23 protein-coding genes are annotated in these 19897 nt (G+C 41.3%); 17 read left to right on the top strand and 6 right to left on the bottom strand.

Annotation, left to right across the window (positions count from 1 at the left end):
- Positions 1-19: 19 nt before the first annotated feature.
- Entirely contained in the window at positions 20-571 is a 552-nt protein-coding gene (locus tag O3655_RS03535) for a DUF1307 domain-containing protein (protein ID WP_000855327.1), read from the bottom strand.
- Between the two features lie 318 nt (positions 572-889).
- Positions 890-1438 (bottom strand): DUF1307 domain-containing protein, encoded by a 549-nt coding sequence (locus O3655_RS03530; protein ID WP_000844335.1) that lies wholly within the window; start codon positions 1436-1438, stop codon positions 890-892.
- A 139-nt stretch (positions 1439-1577) separates the two neighbouring features.
- On the opposite strand from O3655_RS03530, the gene O3655_RS03525 reads away from it, so the two are divergent.
- From O3655_RS03525 to O3655_RS03445, 17 genes are all read left to right on the top strand, one after another.
- Entirely contained in the window at positions 1578-2615 is a 1038-nt protein-coding gene (locus O3655_RS03525; RefSeq protein WP_308697254.1) for a M42 family metallopeptidase, read from the top strand.
- A gap of 1 nt (position 2616) precedes the next feature.
- A complete protein-coding gene (locus O3655_RS03520) occupies positions 2617-3078 on the top strand; it encodes an HIT family protein (RefSeq protein WP_000335635.1) in 462 nt (153 codons plus the stop codon).
- A 14-nt stretch (positions 3079-3092) separates the two neighbouring features.
- Complete coding sequence (ldcB, locus tag O3655_RS03515) at positions 3093-3809, top strand: LD-carboxypeptidase LdcB/DacB (protein WP_049479584.1); 717 nt, start codon at positions 3093-3095, stop codon at positions 3807-3809.
- 122 nt (positions 3810-3931) lie between these two features.
- Positions 3932-4357 (top strand): 50S ribosomal protein L11, encoded by a 426-nt coding sequence (rplK, locus tag O3655_RS03510; RefSeq protein WP_001085808.1) that lies wholly within the window; start codon positions 3932-3934, stop codon positions 4355-4357.
- 207 nt (positions 4358-4564) lie between these two features.
- Positions 4565-5254 carry a 50S ribosomal protein L1 gene (gene rplA, locus O3655_RS03505; protein ID WP_001085675.1) on the top strand — a complete coding sequence of 230 codons (690 nt, stop codon included), beginning with the start codon at positions 4565-4567 and terminating at the stop codon, positions 5252-5254.
- Between the two features lie 523 nt (positions 5255-5777).
- The gene (locus O3655_RS03500; protein WP_001287236.1) at positions 5778-6536 is read left to right on the top strand and encodes a class I SAM-dependent methyltransferase; all 759 of its coding nucleotides are present in this window, start codon (positions 5778-5780) and stop codon (positions 6534-6536) included.
- A gap of 86 nt (positions 6537-6622) precedes the next feature.
- Positions 6623-7135, top strand: coding sequence for an adenine phosphoribosyltransferase (locus O3655_RS03495; RefSeq protein WP_001049316.1), 513 nt, complete (start codon positions 6623-6625; stop codon positions 7133-7135).
- 181 nt (positions 7136-7316) lie between these two features.
- Positions 7317-8261, top strand: coding sequence for a homoserine O-succinyltransferase (metA, locus tag O3655_RS03490; RefSeq protein WP_001122696.1), 945 nt, complete (start codon positions 7317-7319; stop codon positions 8259-8261).
- Between the two features lie 8 nt (positions 8262-8269).
- Positions 8270-8947, top strand: a complete 678-nt coding sequence (locus tag O3655_RS03485) for a DnaD domain-containing protein (protein WP_000220747.1) — start codon at positions 8270-8272, stop codon at positions 8945-8947.
- A 96-nt stretch (positions 8948-9043) separates the two neighbouring features.
- The gene (gene tpiA / locus O3655_RS03480) at positions 9044-9802 is read left to right on the top strand and encodes a triose-phosphate isomerase (RefSeq protein WP_000087899.1); all 759 of its coding nucleotides are present in this window, start codon (positions 9044-9046) and stop codon (positions 9800-9802) included.
- A gap of 192 nt (positions 9803-9994) precedes the next feature.
- Positions 9995-10513, top strand: a complete 519-nt coding sequence (locus O3655_RS03475; RefSeq protein ID WP_000229895.1) for a Dps family protein — start codon at positions 9995-9997, stop codon at positions 10511-10513.
- A gap of 211 nt (positions 10514-10724) precedes the next feature.
- Positions 10725-11063: a zinc ribbon domain-containing protein YjdM gene (locus O3655_RS03470; RefSeq protein WP_001061580.1), complete on the top strand. Its 339-nt coding sequence runs from the start codon at positions 10725-10727 to the stop codon at positions 11061-11063.
- A gap of 2 nt (positions 11064-11065) precedes the next feature.
- Positions 11066-11689 carry a Pr6Pr family membrane protein gene (locus tag O3655_RS03465; protein ID WP_000775204.1) on the top strand — a complete coding sequence of 208 codons (624 nt, stop codon included), beginning with the start codon at positions 11066-11068 and terminating at the stop codon, positions 11687-11689.
- Between the two features lie 112 nt (positions 11690-11801).
- Entirely contained in the window at positions 11802-12953 is a 1152-nt protein-coding gene (locus O3655_RS03460) for an MFS transporter (protein WP_000816259.1), read from the top strand.
- A gap of 99 nt (positions 12954-13052) precedes the next feature.
- Positions 13053-13802, top strand: coding sequence for a tRNA pseudouridine(38-40) synthase TruA (gene truA / locus O3655_RS03455; protein WP_084852577.1), 750 nt, complete (start codon positions 13053-13055; stop codon positions 13800-13802).
- Complete coding sequence (locus tag O3655_RS03450; protein WP_198464874.1) at positions 13792-14565, top strand: bifunctional hydroxymethylpyrimidine kinase/phosphomethylpyrimidine kinase; 774 nt, start codon at positions 13792-13794, stop codon at positions 14563-14565. Before truA ends, O3655_RS03450 begins: the two co-directional genes overlap by 11 nt.
- Positions 14543-15004: an ECF transporter S component gene (locus tag O3655_RS03445; protein WP_061587706.1), complete on the top strand. Its 462-nt coding sequence runs from the start codon at positions 14543-14545 to the stop codon at positions 15002-15004. The genes O3655_RS03450 and O3655_RS03445 overlap by 23 nt, the downstream gene beginning before the upstream one ends.
- A gap of 40 nt (positions 15005-15044) precedes the next feature.
- On the opposite strand, the gene O3655_RS03440 is transcribed toward O3655_RS03445, so the two are convergent.
- The 4 genes from O3655_RS03440 to O3655_RS03425 form a co-directional block, all read right to left on the bottom strand.
- Positions 15045-16127 (bottom strand): Xaa-Pro peptidase family protein, encoded by a 1083-nt coding sequence (locus tag O3655_RS03440; RefSeq protein ID WP_000040915.1) that lies wholly within the window; start codon positions 16125-16127, stop codon positions 15045-15047.
- A gap of 127 nt (positions 16128-16254) precedes the next feature.
- Positions 16255-17037, bottom strand: coding sequence for a lipid II isoglutaminyl synthase subunit GatD (gatD, locus tag O3655_RS03435; RefSeq protein WP_000263169.1), 783 nt, complete (start codon positions 17035-17037; stop codon positions 16255-16257).
- Positions 17037-18380 (bottom strand): lipid II isoglutaminyl synthase subunit MurT, encoded by a 1344-nt coding sequence (gene murT, locus O3655_RS03430; protein ID WP_308697255.1) that lies wholly within the window; start codon positions 18378-18380, stop codon positions 17037-17039. Before murT ends, gatD begins: the two co-directional genes overlap by 1 nt.
- Before the next feature lie 98 nt (positions 18381-18478).
- Positions 18479-19795, bottom strand: coding sequence for an FAD-containing oxidoreductase (locus O3655_RS03425; RefSeq protein ID WP_308697256.1), 1317 nt, complete (start codon positions 19793-19795; stop codon positions 18479-18481).
- Positions 19796-19897 lie beyond the last annotated feature (102 nt).

Below are 19897 nucleotides of genomic sequence, written 5' to 3'. Positions count from 1 at the left end.
TTTGTATGAGCACGACTCATTAGTTGGTTTGTTCAATATATCCAGCCTCTTTAAGCATTTTTCTAGTTTTTAGAAAACTTACACGGCTTCCAGAGCCAGAAACTTCATTTGGCATTGCTTTTTTCATCTCTTCGAGATTCACAACAGTCATGTCAACCTCCATGCTATGGATGACTTTTCCATCTTTGAATTCGATATTTTGTGTAATGCCTTTAAGTCCTTCCTCCTTTTTATAAGTTTTCACGATAAGTTCTTTAATCTCTTCTGCTGACCTGTCCAGTATTTCAGGGTCAAAAACATTATAGACTTCTTGTTTTACAACATCATCCCCCTTAACAGTGTATGTCAAGGTAGAAGTTCTTCCGGGATTGCTATTGTGAACAAAAATGTAGTTTTTTGTCTCATCTTTCTTTTCAGATGATTGTTGGCTGCTTTGTTTGGTCTCGCTTGACTGAGTTGTTTTGTCTTCTTTGCTACTGCTGCTAGCAGGTGTAGATGCTTGTTTGGAACATCCGAGCAGGAGGATAAGTGAAGCCACTAGGGCTAGTGAAGTTTTAACCAGAGTTTTCATAGAATTTCCTTTCATAATCAAAGTATTTTGTATTATAACATGATTCTACTACAAAATCAACTAGACCTACCCTTTTATCTGAACTGACATTCCAATGAACAGAAACTAGTCAGACGATTAAAGTTTTGTCTCCATCTATTTCAAATAACTTTTATCCTATGGCTTTATAAGGGTGTGAAGTTTTAAATGCACTTTTTATGGGATTGGGAGGACTCTATTGGACTCATCGGTTAGGGATGTAATAAAATACCCCAAGAGTTAGAGTTGTGTCTAACTTTTGGGGTGGACCTACACTAGTCTATATGAAATTTTAGGAGATTAGTTCGTCTTTTCTGTGAACCCCATTTTTTCCAGTGCTTTTTTAGAGTTTGAGAAACTGACACGATTGCCGATACCAGAATATTCTTCAGGAAGTGCTTTTCTAAGTTCGCTAATACTTGCAACTGAGAAATCAACTTCTAAATCTTGAACAACTTTTCCATCTTTGATTTCAATCGTTTGTTTAACACCTTTGAGTCCATTATAACCTTTGTACTTTTCTTCGATAAAACTCTTGACATCTTCTGGAGTTGCGTTAAGAATCTCAGGATCTGCAACATTTTGAGCGGTTTGCTTGATAACATTGTCCCCCTCTACAGTATAAACCAAGGTAGAAGTGATTCCAGAATTGCTTTTGTTGACAAAAGTATGTGTCTTGGCTGTTTCTTTCTTTTCAGATGATTGTTCAGTGCTTTGTTTGCTCTCACTTGACTGAGTTGTTGTGTCTTCTTTAGTACTGCTAGCAGTTGTTGATGCTTGTTTGGAACATCCGAGCAGGAGGACAAGTGAAGCCACAAGGGCTAGTGATACTTTAAAGTATGATTTCATATTTGTTACTTTCCTTTCATGATCAAAGTATTTGTATTATAACATGGATCTATAGTGAAAGCAACTAAACACAGTTTTTCTCCTTTTGAGAAGGAGTCTGACTAGAAAAATGTTATAATGGTAGGAAAGAGGTGAAGAAATGAATCAAACTGTAAACTATATCAAAGAATTAACTGCTATTGCATCTCCAACGGGCTTTACTCGTGAGATTTCAGACTACCTAGTCCATACTTTAGAAGAGCTTGGTTACCAGCCTATTCGAACTGCTAAGGGTGGTGTCAATGTTACTATTAAAGGTCAAAATGATGACCAACACCGCTATGTGACTGCCCATGTGGATACGCTGGGTGCTATTGTCCGTGCTGTCAAACCGGATGGCCGTCTCAAATTGGATCGTATCGGTGGTTTCCCTTGGAACATGATTGAGGGAGAGAACTGTACGGTTCATGTGGCTAGTACAGGTAAAACGGTATCTGGAACTATCCTCATCCACCAGACATCTTGCCATGTCTACAAGGATGCAGGAACTGCTGAACGTACTCAGGACAATATGGAAGTGCGTTTGGATGCAAAAGTAACCAATGAAAAAGAAACCCGCGCCTTGGGTATTGAGGTTGGAGACTTTATTAGTTTCGATCCGCGAACAGTTGTGACAGAAACTGGTTTTATCAAGTCTCGACACTTGGATGACAAGGTCAGCGCAGCAATTTTGCTCAATCTTCTTCGTGTTTATAAGGAAGAGGGGATTGCATTGCCAGTAACAACTCATTTTGCTTTTTCAGTCTTCGAAGAGGTTGGTCACGGTGCCAACTCCAATATTCCAGCTCAGGTAGTGGAATATCTAGCTGTGGATATGGGAGCTATGGGCGATGACCAGCAGACGGATGAGTATACAGTTTCTATCTGTGTCAAGGACGCTTCAGGTCCCTATCACTATGACTTCCGTCAACACTTGGTAACTTTGGCGAAGGAGCAAGATATTCCTTTTAAGCTCGACATTTATCCATTTTACGGTTCGGATGCTTCAGCGGCTATGTCAGCAGGAGCAGAGGTCAAACACGCCCTCCTTGGAGCTGGTATTGAGTCCAGTCACTCTTACGAACGAACACATATTGATTCGGTCGTGGCGACAGAGCGTATGGTAGACGCCTATCTCAAGAGCACCTTGGTAGAATAATATGTGCTTGATTTGTCAAAGAATTGAATGGATCAAGGCAGGGGAAAATCCCTACTTTGTAAAAGAACTAGAAACAGGCTATGTTGTTATTGGAGATCACCAATACTTTAAGGGCTATACCTTATTTCTGGCAAAAGAGCATGTCACAGAACTCCACCATATGGAGACTTCTGTAAAACTTCGCTTTTTAGAGGAAATGAGTTTGGTCCAAGAAGCAGTCGCCAAAGTATTTGAGGCTGAAAAGATGAATATTGAACTCCTAGGAAATGGTGATGCCCACGCTCATTGGCATCTCTTTCCACGAAGAACAGGTGATATGAAGGGTCATGGATTGAATGGCCGTGGGCCAGTCTGGTGGATGCCATGGGAAGAAATGGCGGCAGAAGATTGCCAAGTGAAATCCCATGAGTTGGAACAAATGATTAAAGCCTTATCCGATGAATTAGAGAAGCACGTGGTCTAAGAGAGGAAGGAAAAATGAAAAAAAGATACATTGTTTTATCTGGTTTGCTGGCAGTAACCCTAGCAGCATGTTCTCAAGAACAACCTAAAAATGAAGAAAATACTCAAAAAACAGAACAAACTAGTCAACCTGAAGGAACTGTAGGGAGCAAATCCCAAGCTTCTAGTCAGAAGAAGGCAGAAGTTGTCAATAAGGGAGACTACTATAGTATTCAAGGGAAATACGATGAAATCGTCATAGCTAATAAGCACTATCCTTTGTCAAAAGACTATAATCCAGGAGAAAATCCAACAGCTAAAGCAGAGTTGCTGAAGCTCATTGCAGCAATGCAAGCAGCTGGCTACCCAATCAGCGATCACTACAGTGGTTTTAGAAGTTATGAAACTCAAACCAAACTTTATCAAGACTATGTGAATCAAGATGGTAAGGAAGCTGCTGATCGCTACTCAGCTCGCCCAGGTTATAGTGAACACCAAACAGGTCTTGCTTTTGACCTTATTGGGACAGATGGTGATTTAGTTACTGAAGAAAAGGCAGCCCAGTGGCTCTTGGATCATGCGGCTGACTTTGGCTTTGTTGTTCGCTATCTCAAAGGCAAGGAAAAAGAGACTGGCTACATGGCGGAAGAATGGCATCTTCGCTACGTCGGAAAAGAGGCCAAAGAAATTGCTGCAAGTGGTCTCAGTTTAGAAGAGTACTATGGCTTTGAAGGCGGCGATTACGTCGATTAAAAACGAAAGTTTTCTCTTGCATTTTTAGATAAATAGTGTATAATGGAAAAGTATGTGTAAAGCATACTTGTGGGAGGTAAAAATCTCTAATTACCGCCAAAACCACAAAGGAGGATTTAAAAATGGCTAAAAAAGTCGAAAAACTTGTAAAATTGCAAATCCCTGCTGGTAAAGCTACACCAGCTCCACCAGTTGGACCTGCTCTTGGTCAAGCTGGTATCAACATCATGGGATTCACAAAAGAGTTCAACGCTCGTACAGCTGACCAAGCTGGTATGATCATTCCAGTTGTTATCTCAGTATACGAAGACAAATCATTTACTTTCGTTACAAAAACACCACCAGCTGCTGTTCTTTTGAAAAAAGCTGCAGGTGTTGAAAAAGGATCAGGTACACCTAACAAAACTAAAGTTGCTACAGTTACTCGTGCACAAGTACAAGAAATTGCAGAAACTAAGATGCCAGATTTGAACGCAGCAAACATTGAGTCTGCAATGCGTATGATCGAAGGTACTGCTCGTTCTATGGGATTCACTGTTGTTGACTAATCAATAACACAGTAGAAAATCTCACAGCAGTCTATTAGTTGCTTTTCATACTAGGCCAGTGACTGACGCTTGTACTTGGGTACAGTAAAGGAACTTAACGAAGTAGGAAAAGAAAATCAATAGACTGAGTACCCGCAAGACTTCATCATTTCGAGAAGTGACGTGGGAGATGAAAATCGATTGAACCACTTACAAGGAGAATAGAAAATGGCTAAAAAAAGCAAACAACTTCGTGCTGCTCTTGAGAAAATCGACAGCACAAAAGCATACAGTGTAGAAGAGGCTGTAGCACTTGCAAAAGAAACTAACTTTGCAAAATTTGACGCAACTGTAGAAGTTGCTTACAACTTGAACATCGACGTTAAAAAAGCTGACCAACAAATCCGTGGCGCAATGGTATTGCCAAACGGTACTGGTAAAACTTCACGCGTTCTTGTTTTTGCACGTGGTGCAAAAGCTGAAGAAGCAAAAGCTGCTGGTGCAGACTTTGTTGGTGAAGATGACCTTGTTGCGAAAATCAACGACGGTTGGTTGGACTTCGACGTAGTTATCGCTACACCTGACATGATGGCTCTTGTTGGACGTCTTGGACGTGTCCTTGGACCACGTAACTTGATGCCAAACCCTAAGACTGGTACTGTAACAATGGATGTTGCTAAAGCAGTTGAAGAGTCTAAAGGTGGTAAGATTACTTACCGTGCTGACCGTGCAGGTAACGTTCAAGCAATCATCGGTAAAGTATCATTTGAAGCTGAAAAATTGGTTGAAAACTTCAAAGCTTTCAACGAAACAATCCAAAAAGCAAAACCAGCTACAGCTAAAGGAACTTACGTAACAAACTTGACAATCACAACTACTCAAGGTGTTGGTATCAAGGTTGACGTAAACTCACTTTAATTAACAGATTTTTAAAAACGAGTACGAAAGTGCTCGTTTTTTTAGGTACGACGGACATTCCGTTCATCTGAGGTGTAAGTCCTCTGTGGGTACCATATACTAGTAAAGCCAAAAGTGATTCCCAAGCCTGACTATTGTGAGTAGCTGATCGAACGGCATTAGGATAGACTGTTTAAGTCTGACGTTGGAAATAAGAATCGGCAGAGAAAGAGATAGAGAAATCTTGGCTATACGAATAGGCAGAGAAAGAGATAGAGAAATCTTGGCTATACGAATAGGCACGTGATAGTAAAGCGTATATAGCGGATAAGAAGGCCAGCAACTCTAAAGTACAAATATGTAGGCGTAACCTATATGCGTAAACTACGTGAGCAATTGAATTCGAACTAGAGAGGTGATTAATAGATTTATGCTATAGTCATGGTAGCTTGTATGCTTTTGATTCTAGTTTATCAAATAATAGATTAGAATTGTCAGACAATATAATTTTATGTTATAATGAAGAAAAAATAGAGGTGTTCAAATGTCAGAAGCAGGTCATAAGTTTTTAGCAAAACTGGGAAAAAAACGCTTACGTCCAGGTGGAAAACGTGCTACAGATTGGTTGATTGCGGAAGGAGGATTTTCAAAAGAAAAGAGAATACTAGAAGTTGCGTGCAATAGGGGAACTACAGCAATTGAGTTGGCACAGCGTTTTGGTTGTAAGATAACTGCTGTTGATATGGATGGACAAGCCTTAGAAGTGGCTAAAAAATCTGCTGAAACGGCAGGTGTTGGTCATTTGATCAGATTTGAAAGAGCAAATGCAATGAAACTTCCTTATGAAGATGCTAGTTTTGATATTGTTATAAATGAAGCTATGCTGACTATGCAAGCCGATCAAGCTAAGAAAAAATGTGTAATGGAGTATCTAAGGGTTTTAAAACCTGAAGGTCTTCTTTTGACACATGATGTGCTTCTTAAGGAAGCTAAAGAGTCTGTCAGACAGGAATTGTCACAAGCAATTCATGTAAATGTAGGTCCTTTAACTCAAGATGGTTGGGAACAGGTGATGATAGAATCAGGTTATCGTGATGTGAAAATATTGACTGGTGAAATGACATTAATGAAATTATCAGGTATGATTTATGACGAAGGTTGGCTAGGAACTTTGAAAATTTGCGTAAATGCTTGTAAAAAGGAGAATAGAAAGCAGTTTTTAACTATGTATAAAATGTTTGCTAAGAATAAACAGAAATTGGGCTTTATTGCTATGGCTAGTTATAAATCGTCAAATCGTTAGATAATTATTGAAGTTAACTTTTCTTTTTTTCTTTCTTAAAAAATATGCTATAATAGAGAGTAAAAAACTTTGAAAGAAAGAAAAAGATGAATTTAAAAGATTATATCGCAACGATTGAAAATTATCCCAAGGAAGGCATCACCTTCCGTGATATCAGCCCATTGATGGCAGATGGCAATGCTTATAGCTATGCTGTTCGTGAAATCGTTCAGTATGCAACTGATAAGAAAATCGACATGATCGTGGGTCCAGAGGCTCGCGGATTTATTGTTGGCTGTCCCGTTGCCTTTGAGTTGGGGATTGGCTTTGCACCTGTTCGTAAACCAGGAAAATTGCCACGTGAAGTCATTTCAGCTGACTATGAAAAAGAGTACGGTATTGATACCTTGACCATGCACGCGGATGCCATCAAACCAGGTCAACGCGTTCTCATCGTAGATGACCTCTTGGCGACAGGTGGTACTGTCAAGGCAACCATTGAAATGATTGAAAGACTTGGCGGAGTTGTAGCCGGTTGTGCGTTCTTGATTGAACTTGATGAGCTTAAAGGCCGTGAAAAAATCGGAGATTACGATTACAAGGTACTTATGCATTATTAATGAAAAACAGTCCTTGGGGCTGTTTTCTCTTCATCTGCTATATAAACAAACTATAGCTAGTTAGAGAAAAACTATAATTGAAAACTATATCTTCTTGCAGTATAATAAAAGGACTAAGTGTTTGAGATTTGACTTCAAACACATTCAATTATTTCTAAAAGAGTACAGTTAGGAGAAGGTTATGCCGATTAGAATTGATAAAAAATTGCCAGCTGTTGAGATTTTACGGACAGAGAATATCTTTGTCATGGATGATCAACGTGCGGCCCACCAAGATATCCGTCCCTTGAAAATTTTGATTTTAAACCTAATGCCCAAAAAAGTGGTCACAGAGACCCAGTTGTTACGGCATTTAGCAAATACTCCTTTGCAATTGGACATAGACTTTCTCTATATGGAGAGCCACCGTTCCAAGACGACTCGTGCAGAGCATATGGAGACTTTTTATAAAACTTTTCCTGAAGTCAAGGACGAGTATTTTGATGGGATGATTATCACAGGGGCTCCGATTGAGCATTTACCATTTGAGGAAGTGGACTATTGGGAGGAATTCAGTCAGGTGCTTGAGTGGTCCAAGACCCATGTCTATTCGACCCTTCATATCTGCTGGGGTGCCCAAGCAGGTCTTTATGCTCGCTATGGAGTTGATAAACACCAGATGGAGCAGAAATTGTCAGGCATTTACCCGCAGGATACCTTGAAAGAGGGCCATCTTCTCTTTCGTGGTTTTGATGATAGCTATGTAGCTCCCCATTCTCGTTATACAGAAATCTATAAGGAAGAGATATTAGGAAAAACCAATCTGGAAATCCTCTCTGAGGGAGAACAAGTCGGCGTTTCTATTTTAGCCAGTCGGGATCTTCGTGAGATTTATAGTTTTGGTCATTTAGAATATGACCGTGATACTCTAGCAAAAGAGTATTTTCGTGATTGTGAGGCAGGACTTAATCCTCATATTCCAGAAAATTACTTCAAAAATGATGATGTGAATGAGACACCGTGTCTCTGTTGGTCTTCATCAGCTGCCCTCTTTTTCAGCAATTGGGTAAACTATGCAGTTTATCAAGAAACCCCTTTTGACTGGAGAAAGGTAGAGGATGATGCGGCTGCATTTGGATATCTATAAGAGGAATTATGACATATTTTGACGCTTTTAAATCAGGGAACTTGGTTTTGCCAAGTGCCCTGCTCTTGCATTTTAAGGAACTCTTTCCTTCCAGTGAAGATTTTCTCGTCTGGCAATTTTTCTATCTACAAAACACCACAGCCCTCGGAGATGTTTCGCCTAGCCAAATAGCTGAAATCATTGGCAAAGAGGTAGCAGATGTCAACCAATCTATTTCGAATTTGACTGAAAATGGTTTGCTACAATATCGAACCATTGAACTAAACGGTGAAATTGAGCTGATTTTTGATGCTAGTTTGGCTTTTGAACGCTTGGATAGCTTACTAGATAGCCAAACTCCAGCTACAACAGTCCCAAACCCGCAGAATCAGTTGAAGGATCTGGTTGAAACTTTTCAGCAGGAATTGGGACGCTTATTAACACCATTTGAAATCGAAGACCTTTCTAAGACTGTCAAAGAAGACGGAGTTAAGGCGGATTTGATCAAGGAAGCTCTCCGAGAGGCCGTTCTCAATGGCAAGCCAAACTGGAAATATATTCAGGCAATCCTACGAAACTGGCGCCATGAAGGCATTCAATCTGTTGCCCAAGTAGAGGCCAAACGAGCAGAGCGAGAAGCGAATAATCCCAAACAAGTTCAGGCTTCGGCTGATTTTCTCGATGCCATGAATTTGTGGCAAGATTAGTCGCTTGAAAAATCTTGAAAATTAGAGTAAGGTTTGCAAGCTCCTTATAAATATGATAGAATAATAGTGAATAAAATGAAAAAAGAGGTATGTGAAATGTCACGTAAACCATTTATCGCTGGTAACTGGAAAATGAACAAAAATCCAGAAGAAGCAAAAGCATTCGTTGAAGCCGTTGCATCAAAACTTCCTTCATCAGACCTTGTTGAAGCAGGTATCGCAGCTCCTGCAGTTGATTTGACAGCTGTTCTTGCTGCTGCAAAAGGTTCAAACCTTAAAGTTGCTGCTCAAAACTGCTACTTTGAAAATGCAGGTGCTTTCACTGGTGAAACTAGCCCACAAGTTTTGAAAGAAATCGGTACTGACTACGTTGTTATCGGTCACTCAGAACGTCGTGACTACTTCCATGAAACTGACGAAGATATCAACAAAAAAGCAAAAGCAATCTTTGCAAACGGTATGCTTCCAATCATCTGTTGTGGTGAGTCACTTGAAACTTACGAAGCTGGTAAAGCAGCTGAATTCGTAGGTGCTCAAGTATCTGCTGCTTTGGCTGGATTGACTGCTGAGCAAGTTGCTGCATCCGTTATCGCTTATGAGCCAATCTGGGCTATCGGTACTGGTAAATCAGCTTCACAAGACGATGCACAAAAAATGTGTAAAGTTGTTCGTGATGTTGTAGCTGCTGACTTTGGTCAAGAAGTTGCTGACAAAGTTCGTGTTCAATACGGTGGTTCAGTTAAACCTGAAAACGTTGCTTCATACATGGCTTGCCCAGACGTGGACGGAGCCCTTGTTGGTGGAGCATCACTTGAAGCTGAAAGTTTCTTGGCATTGCTTGACTTTGTAAAATAATCTAGGTTATTCCAGACAGTCTTTTAAGACTGTCTTTTTTTAAAAAAAATTCTGTATATTTTTCTTAAATTATCAGTCTATTGCAACTTTTCTCAGATAGTACATTTTCCTTGATATCATTTTCTGGTAGTAGTATACTTGTATTATAGCTACTGTGAAGTAGTTATAAAAAAATGAAAAGAGGTAAGAAATATGGTTGAATTGAAAAAAGAAGCAGTAAAAGACGTAACAACATTATCTAAAACAGCGCCAGTAGCATTGGCAAAAACAAAGGAAGTATTGAACCAAGCAGTAGCGGACTTGTATGTGGCTCACATTGCCCTTCACCAAGTTCACTGGTATATGCGTGGTCGTGGCTTCCTCGTATGGCATCCAAAAATGGATGAATACATGGACAGTCTTGATAGCTATCTTGACGAAATCAGTGAACGTTTGATTACTCTTGGTGGAAAACCTTATTCAACTTTGACAGAATTCCTTCAACACAGTGAAATCGAAGAAGAAGAAGGAGAATTCCGTAACGTTGAAGAAAGCTTGGAACGTGTTCTAGCAATTTATCGCTACCTCATCGCTCTTTTCCAAAAAGCTTTGGATGTAACTGACGAAGAAGGTGATGATGTTACAAACGATATCTTTGTTGGGGCTAAGGCTGAACTTGAGAAAACAGTTTGGATGCTTACAGCAGAACTTGGACAAGCTCCTGGTTTGTAAGATATAGTTGCTACCCCTTTTATCATGAGGTGCTTGATAAGTGCCCATGATCAATCATCTTTTAAAAGTCATGTAACTGTAAAAAGGTGCATGACTTTTTTGTTTGCTAGCCCTTAGGAAACATTGTCAAATCTAGGATTTTACGGTATAATAGTTGCTGTTCGAGAAATTTTGATTTTCAAAGAATAGTGAAATGTTATAAGGAGAACCCATGAACAACTTACCAAATTGCCCAAAATGTCATTCAGAATATGTCTACGAAGACGGAAGTCTCTTGGTTTGCCCAGAGTGTGCCTATGAATGGAATCCTGCTGAAGTTGCAGAAGTAGAAGAAGGTGTTGTTGCTATCGATGCCAATGGAAATAAATTGGCTGACGGCGATACTGTAACCCTCATCAAGGACTTGAAAGTAAAAGGTGCACCTAAGGATTTGAAACAAGGAACTCGTGTTAAAAATATCCGTATCGTAGAAGGTGACCACAACATCGACTGTAAGATTGATGGTTTTGGAGCTATGAAACTCAAGTCAGAATTTGTTAAGAAAATCTAGCCATGAAACTGAATTATAAATTTATCTTTTATAGTCGTGTGCTCTTGTTTTTAGCGGCATTTACAGGGGTTTATTTAGAAATTACCAAGCACGGTGGCTTTGGTATGCTCCTTTACTACACAGTGTTGTCCAATCTTTTGGTAACGATTTTCACGGGCTATCTGCTCCGTGTGATGAGCCGTTCAGGTGAAAATTGGCAAAGTCCGACCTTGCTTCGTCTCAAGGGTGGCGTTACCATGAGTATCATGATTACCTGTGTGATTTACCATTTTATGCTTGCTCCGATCGCGACAGACTTTTACCGTGTGGAAAATTTCCTTTGCCACTATATCGTTCCACTCTGGTTTTTAGCCGACACCCTCTTCTTTGATAAACGGGGTCAATACAAGATCTGGGATCCAGTCTTGTGGACCATCTTGCCCTTGGTTTATATGATTTTTGCCTTGTTTAATGGCTTGGTCTTAAAACTCAATATTCCGAATTCCAAGGACAATCCCTTCCCTTATTTCTTTTTAAATGTGAACAAGGGTTGGGACGTGGTTATCAAATGGTGTTTGATCATTTTTGCGGCCTATATGGTTGCAGGCTTCATCTTCTATCTGATCAAGCAAATCAAGCGAAAATAGTCTTCCTATTAGGAAAGTTAGGACGGAGTCTCTAGTTCAATCGGGCTCCTTCTTTTCTTGCCATCTTCCTTTTAAAAGGATCAACAGTGAGAAATATACAGAAAGAAAATTCATGAAACAATATTTAGAACGGGCTAGTATTTTGGCCCTCTCCCTCGTTTTGATTACCTCCTTTTCCATTTCAAGCGCTCTGCCAGCCATGTTTGACTACTATCAAGGCTACCCCAAAGAACAAATCGAGCTCCTGGTCAGTCTTCCTTCTTTTGGAATCATGATTATGCTGGTTTTAAATGGGTTTTTGGAGCGGTTATTTCCTGAGCGTCTTCAGATTAGTCTGGGACTTCTCATCCTTTCTATCGGTGGAACTGCCCCTTTCTGGTATCAGGAATACAACTTTGTCTTTGCGATGCGGATTTTATTTGGCTTGGGTGTTGGGATGATCAATGCCAAGGCCATTTCCATCATCAGCGAACGCTATCATGGAAAGACACGGATCCAGATGTTGGGGCTTCGCGGATCAGCAGAAGTTGTCGGGGCGTCGATTTTGACTCTAGTGGTCGGTCAACTCTTATCCTTGGGATGGACAGTGACCTTCTTGGCCTACAGTGCGGGATTTTTAGTATTGATTCTTTATCTGCTCTTTGTCCCTTATGGGAAAGAAAAGAAAGAAACAAAGAAAAAAGAGACCGAAACGACTCGTTTGACAGGAAAGATGAAAGGATTAATTTTTCTATTGGCTGTCGAAGCAGCAGTTGTTGTCTGCACCAACACAGCTATCACCATTCGTATTCCTAGTCTGATGGTGGAAAGAGGTCTAGGGGATGCCCAGTTATCGAGCTTGGTCTTAAGTATTATGCAGTTGATTGGTATCTTGGCAGGTGTGAGTTTTTCTTTCTTTATCTCTCTATTTAAAGAAAGATTGCTCCTTTGGTCAGGTATCACCTTTGGATTGGGGCAGATTGTGATTGCCTTATCTCCGTCATTGGGTGTGATGGTAGTTGGAAGTGTTGTGGCAGGTTTTTCTTACAGTGTGGCCTTGACCACTGTCTTTCAGCTTCTTTCTGAAAGAATCCCAGCCAAGCTCCTTAATCAGGCAACATCTTTTGCAGTGCTAGGATGCAGCTTTGGAGCCTTTACGACACCTTTCATTCTTGGGGCGATTGGCTTGGTGACTCAAAATGGTATGTTGGTCTTCACCATTTTAGGATGTTGGTTGATTGTCACTTCTATCTTTGTTATGTACGCACTTCAAAAGAGAGCTTAGGATTAATTTCCTAAGTTTTTCTTTCTGGGAATTTTGTACCCAGACAATTATTGGTTTTTAAACTTGTTTACACTTTTATTTCCTGATAAAATAGAAGTTATGACAAGATATAAAGCAATCATTTCCTATGACGGTTATGCCTTTGCTGGTTTTCAGCGCCAGCCTCATGCGCGGAGCGTTCAAGAGGAAATTGAGAAAACCTTAACGAGACTCAATAAGGGGCAAGCCATCGCTGTTCATGGTGCTGGTAGGACGGATAGTGGGGTCCATGCTCTGGGACAGGTTATTCATTTTGATCTGCCCTATCAGATGGATGAGGAAAAACTCCGTTTTGCTCTGGATACCCAGTCTCCAGAAGATATCGATGTGATTTCGATTGAGATTGTGGCGGATGATTTTCATTGCCGTTATGCAAAACATAGCAAGACCTATGAGTTTATAGTAGATAGGGGTCGTCCTAAAAATCCGATGCGCCGTCACTATGCTACTCACTTTCCCTATCCCCTCGATGTAGAGCGGATGCAAGAGGCTGTCAAGAAATTAGAAGGAACCCATGATTTCACCGGTTTTACAGCATCTGGAACCAGTGTAGAGGACAAGGTTCGGACCATTACAGAAGCTAGTCTTAGTGTTGATGAGACAGGCCAATTTTTGACCTTTAGCTTTTCAGGAAATGGCTTCTTGTATAAGCAGATTCGCAATATGGTGGGGACGTTGCTCAAAATCGGAAATAATCGGATGCCAGTTGAGCAGATTGACCTCATCTTAGAGAAGAAGGACAGGCAACTTGCGGGTCCAACGGCGGCACCAAATGGCTTGTATTTAAAGGAGATTCGTTATGAAGAATAATCGTATTTTAGCCCTTTCTGGGAATGATATTTTTAGTGGTGGTGGTTTGTCAGCTGATTTGGCGACCTATACCTTAAACGGCTTGCATGGTTTTGTAGCAGTGACATGTTTGACAGCCTTGACAGAAAAGGGGTTTGAAGTCTTTCCGACTGACGATGCCATTTTTCAACATGAATTGGATAGCTTGCGTGATGTCGAGTTTGCAGGGATTAAGATTGGCCTTCTTCCTACTGTCAGTGTGGCTGAGAAGGCCTTGGACTTTATCAAGCAACGTCCAGGAGTGCCTGTGGTATTGGACCCCGTTTTGGTCTGCAAGGAAACGCACGACGTGGCTGTTAGTGAACTCTGTCAAGAGTTGATTCGTTTTTTCCCTCATGTCAGTGTGATTACGCCAAATCTTCCTGAAGCAGAATTGTTGGCTGGTCAGGAAATTAAAACATTGGAAGACATGAAAGCTGCAGCGCAGAAATTGCATGATTTAGGAGCGCCAGCAGTCATTATCAAGGGAGGCAATCGCCTCAGTCAGGATAAGGCTGTGGATGTTTTTTATGATGGACAAACTTTCACTGTTCTAGAAAACCCAGTCATTCAAGGACAAAATGCTGGTGCAGGTTGTACCTTTGCCTCAAGCATTGCCAGTCACTTGGTTAAAGGTGATGAACTTTTACCAGCAGTAGAGAGCTCGAAAGCTTTCGTTTACCGTGCTATTGCACAAGCAGATCAATATGGAGTAAGACAATATGAAGCAAACCAAAACAACTAAAATCGCCCTTGTATCCCTCTTAACCGCCCTTTCAGTAGTCCTAGGTTATTACTTGAAAATTGGAACGCCAACAGGAATATTGACTCTCTTGGATGCAGGTATTTTCTTTACTGCCTTTTACTTTGGCAGTAAAGAAGGAGCTGTCGTTGGAGGACTAGCAGGATTCCTAATTGACCTTCTATCAGGCTATCCACAGTGGATGTTCTTTAGCTTGATAAATCATGGCTTGCAAGGATTTTTTGCAGGTTTTAAAGGGAAATGGCAATGGCTAGGCCTTGTCTTGGCTACTATCGTCATGGTAAGTGGCTACGCTCTGGGCTCAACTCTAATGAATGGCTGGTCAGCAGCCTTGCCAGAAATCCTTCCAAACTTCCTACAAAATACCTTGGGAATGGTTGTGGGATTTGTAGTCTTTCAGAGTGTCAAGAAGATAAAATAAAAAAGTCAGCTTCAATAGCTGACTTTTTGCTTATCTAGGTTTAATCAAAATAAAGCAAATCTTTGCTGGTGCTTGTAAAGAGGTCAAAGCCATCCTTGGTAACAACACCACAGTCTTCGATACGAACGCCGACTTTACCAGGGATATAGATACCTGGTTCAACAGAGAAGCACATGCCTTCTTCGATGACCATGTCGTTTCCTTCCATGATAGAAGGGAATTCGTGGACATCCATACCGATACCGTGACCGAGACGGTGGTTGAAGTACTCTCCGTAACCAGCTTTTTCAATGACTTCGCGAGCAGCGCGATCAACTTCATGTGCAGTCACACCTGGCTTGATAAAGTCAAGAGCAGCTTGTTGGGCTTCCAGAGTCAAGTTGTAGATATCTTTTTTGAATTGATCTGGTTTACCGACAGCGACCGTACGAGTCATATCTGATGCGTAGCCATTGACCATGACACCGAGGTCAAAGAGGAGAAGGGCGTCTTTTTCGACCTTGTTTGCACCAGGAATTCCGTGCGGATTTGCAGCGTTATCGCCAGTCAAGACCATGGTATCAAAACTCATTTCATAGCCTTCACGTTTCATGGCAAAGTCGATTTGGGCAATGATATCTGTCTCTGTCTTATCAAGAGAAATATTGTCAAAACCAACATGAACAGCCTTATCAGCATAGATACCTGCAACCATCATTTTTTGCACTTCGTCAGCTGATTTGATGAGGCGCATGCGTTGGATGCGAGGAGTGAGGTTTTCAAACTCAGCAGTTTCAAAAACTGTTTTCAAACCATGGTATTTGGTCAAGATGAGATTGTCAAACTCAACAGCGACACGTTTGAAGTCAAGCTGTGGAAGAGCGTTTTTGATTTTTTGCCATGGATTTTCAGAATCCACATAGCCCACAACTGGGAAGGAAACGGTGCTACTTGCACGTTCTACTTCAAGGGCTGGGACAAAGAGGAGAGGTTCCTGATCCGCTAAAACAAAGAGGAACATTTGGCGTTCATGGGGATCACTGTAAAAGCCAGTGAGGTAATTGATAGTGACGGGGTCAGATACGACAGCGACGTCTAGTTTTTCTGATTCAAGATATGTTAGGATTTGTTGTAATTTAGACATATGCTACCTTCTTTCTACCCCTCTATTTTGGCAAAAAATGAGAGAAAATGCAAGGGAGAAGGGTAAAAGAACAGGCAAAAAGAACTCCGAAAGGATAGCGGAGTTCTTTTATCTAATTTTCCTTAGTTTAAGAAAAGTCAGCCTTGCTTTTCACGTCGCTGTATTCTTCAGCGATTTCTTGACTGAGAATGTCCTCATAAGCAGGGAGTTGGATGTCCTGACCGTATTTTTTCCGGAGGGCAGTAGTAACCAGGCGATAAGCTAGATTGGCATTACGAGAGAGGATAGGTCCGTGGAAGTAGGAACCAAAGACATTCTTATAATGAACCCCTTCGCCGATTTTTTCTTCGTTATTTCCATTTCCATAGACCACCTGTCCCAGCGGTTTTTGGTCATCTGAGAGGAAGGTACGTCCCTGGTGATTTTCAAAGCCATAGTAGGTTTCATCAAAATCTTCATTGTGAATTTTGATGTCACCGATAAAGCGGTTATTGGTTTGGTTGAGGGTATAGTGGCCCATGACCCCTAGCCCTTCGATGCGTTTCCCTGAAGCTTCAACATAATATTGACCCAATAGTTGGAAACCACCGCAGATAGCGAGAACCACTCCGTCGTTTTGGATGTAGTTGTCAATGCTCTCTTTTTTAGCAGGAAGGTCGCCTGCGATGATGCTTTGTTCAAAGTCTTGGCCGCCACCGAAAAAGGCGATATCGTAGTGATTTTCGTCAAAGTCATCATGGAGAGAAACGATGTCAACCGTCACATGTGCCCCCAGTTTTTCAGCCACATACTTGAGCATGAGGATGTTTCCATTGTCCCCGTAGGTATTCATGAGGTTTCCATAGAGGTGGGCGATGTTGAGCTGATAAGGGTAGTTGCCAGCTTTTGAGGAAAGTGAAGTATAAACCATTAGTTCATCTCCTTTCTAACAATCTGACGACTAGCCAGCAGTTCGCGGAATTCAAGCATAGCAGTATAGGTTGCTAGGATATAGGCATGCTTACAATCTTGGTTCTCAATGGTCTTGAGAACTTGTTCCAGACTACTTGTTTCAGTGATTTTATCAGCTGGGTAGCCAGTCACTCGAAGACGGCGTGCAATTTCAGAATGACGAACACCACCAGCGTTGATTTCAGGAATGTCCATGTCAGTGATTTGTTCAAAGTCCGCATCCCAGATCCAGCTAGTATCAATCCCATCAGCATAGTTGGCATTGAGGAGAACAGATAAACTAAATGGATAAGGAGCTAGTTTGATCATCTCGATAGCTTGGGTAGCGCCAACAGGATTTTTAATCAAGACGAGGGTACATTCTTTATCACCGATATGGAAGGTCTCCTGGCGTCCAAAGACAGCACGACTCTTATCAAATCCCTGCTTGATGAGTTGTGAATCGGCACCGAGGAAACGGGCAATAGCAACCGCAGCAAGGGCATTGTAGATATTATAGAGTCCACCGATTTGGATGCCGTATTCTTGTCCGTCAATGACAAAGCGAGAGCGATTGTTGGTCAACTCAACTAAGTCTGTTAGACGGTAGTCCAAGTCAGGTCGTTTGCAACCACAATTTTCACAGATATAGGCACCCAAGTTGGCATAGGTATTGTGCTCATATTTGAGGATGCCTTGACAGTCAGGGCAGAGAATCCCTTCGGTATTGTAGTGAGCCAGTTGGGCTGGACCTTTTTCCAAGTCAAAACCAAAATACTCTACAGGATTTGGAATAGCTGGCTTATAGAAAAGTGGACTGTCACCATTAAGGAGAACAGTGGCCGTAGGCACCTTACGGATGGCATCCAAAATCATGTTATAAGTCGTGTAAATCTCACCATAGCGGTCCATCTGGTCACGGAAAATGTTAGTGATGACAAAAAGACTAGGATGGATATAGTCACAGATACGAGAAAGACTGGCCTCATCAATTTCAAGAACAGCAATGTTTTTCCCAGTTTTAGAGGATTTGGCCGTCAAGAAAGTTGTCGTAATCCCTGTAATCATATTGGCACCGCTTGGATTGGTCAGAACCTGACCATAAACTTCTTTTAAAATGCCGACAGTGAGGGCGGTTGTCAGGGTTTTCCCATTGGTTCCAGTGACCACGACAATCTCGTAGTTCTTAGCTAGATTTTGTAAAATATCTTTATCAAATTGGAGGGCAAGTTTTCCTGGGAGCGTACTTCCGCGGCCAAGACGGCTCAAGATGAAGTGAGAAGAACGCCCAGCTAGGAGACCCAAAGTAGTTTTTAGTTTCATGTTTCTATTATATCATAAAAGAAAGAAAAGACAGATTTGAGATTTCGCAGAAACAAAAACAGCCCGACGAGGGCTGTTGGATACGATGTAGTCTCAACTTAAATCGCAAACAAGTCATTCAAGTTCTCAGCCAAGGTTGGGTGAGTGAAGATTTGTTTTGTGAAGTAAGTGTAAGGAATCTTGTTGTCCATTGCAACAGTGATGATGTTGATGATTTCTTGAGAACCTTCTGAGAAGATAGTTGCTCCAAGAATTTCTTTTGTTTCAGTATTGACAACAGCTTTGAAGGCTCCGCGAAGGTCTCCATTTACGTGACCACGAGGCATTGCTGCAACAGGGATTTCCTTCACTGCGTATGGAAATTTCAAATCAGCTGCTTGGCTTTCAGTCAAACCAACTTGTGAAAGTGCAGGTGTGATGAACATAGTGTTTGGTACATTGAGACGGTCTTCAAGTGTGTAGCTGCCATCTCCAGCAAGGTAGCTGTAGACAACACGGAAGTCATCAAGTGAAATGTAGGTAAATTGAGGTCCACCGTTGACGTCTCCAACTGCGAAGATACCAGGAACGTTTGTTTGACAATGTTTGTCTACTTTGATAGCACCACGTTCTGTTAGTTGAATATCGGTATTTTCAAGTTGAAGTGGTTCTACGTTTGGTTTACGTCCAGTTGCGTAGAGAAGGGCGTCAAAACGGTACGTTTCGTTTTCAGTTACGACGAGAACTTGGTCACCGTCGTTTTTGATTTCAGTGGTACGGATGTTTTGAAGCAATTCAATACCGTCTTCTTCCATGTATTGTTTAGCAAGAGCTGCGATGGAAGGTTCTGCACGAGGTAGGAAAGTATCCAAGGCATCTAGGACTGTAACTTTGCTTCCAAGTTTGTTGTAGAGTCCTGCAAATTCAAGACCGATATTTCCGCCACCAAGTACACCAAGTTTTTCAGGCAATTTGTCCAAGTTTTGAATACCAGTCGAGTCAAAGACATTCTTACTTGTAGCAAGTCCAGGGATTGGCAAGACGTTTGAAACGGCACCGGTATTGATAACGATAGTTTCAGCAGTCAGTTCTTGTTTTTCATCACCAGCTTGGATTTCGATGACTTTGTTTGAAAGGAAGTGAGCTTCCGCATCAAAGATATCCACGCCTGTACCAGCAACAGTCGCATAGTTTTTACCGTTGAGGCGACCAGTGATCGTGTTTTTAGTAGCAATCACTTCTTCAAAAGACAAGTCTTTCTCAGCAGCAACTAGCAAGGTTTTAGTTGGAATACATCCGATGTTGATACAAGTTCCACCATACATAGCCTTACTACGTTCGATAAGGGCAACTTTTTTACCAGCTGAAGCCAATTTACCAGCTAGTGTTTTACCAGCTTTACCAAATCCAATAACGATTAAATCATATGTTAACATTTTTAAATCCTCCTGTTTGATTTCATTCTAGCACAAGAAAAAAACTTTTGCACAATTCCGCTACGGGAAATGAAGTGAGTTTGAAATGCTCCCTTCAAATCC

Origin of the sequence: Streptococcus sp. 27098_8_70 (assembly GCF_041432215.1) — a bacterium.
GTDB lineage: Bacteria > Bacillota > Bacilli > Lactobacillales > Streptococcaceae > Streptococcus > Streptococcus oralis_CP.
Note: the sequence above shows the minus strand (reverse complement) of the source record. Positions and strands in the feature narration are given on the sequence as shown.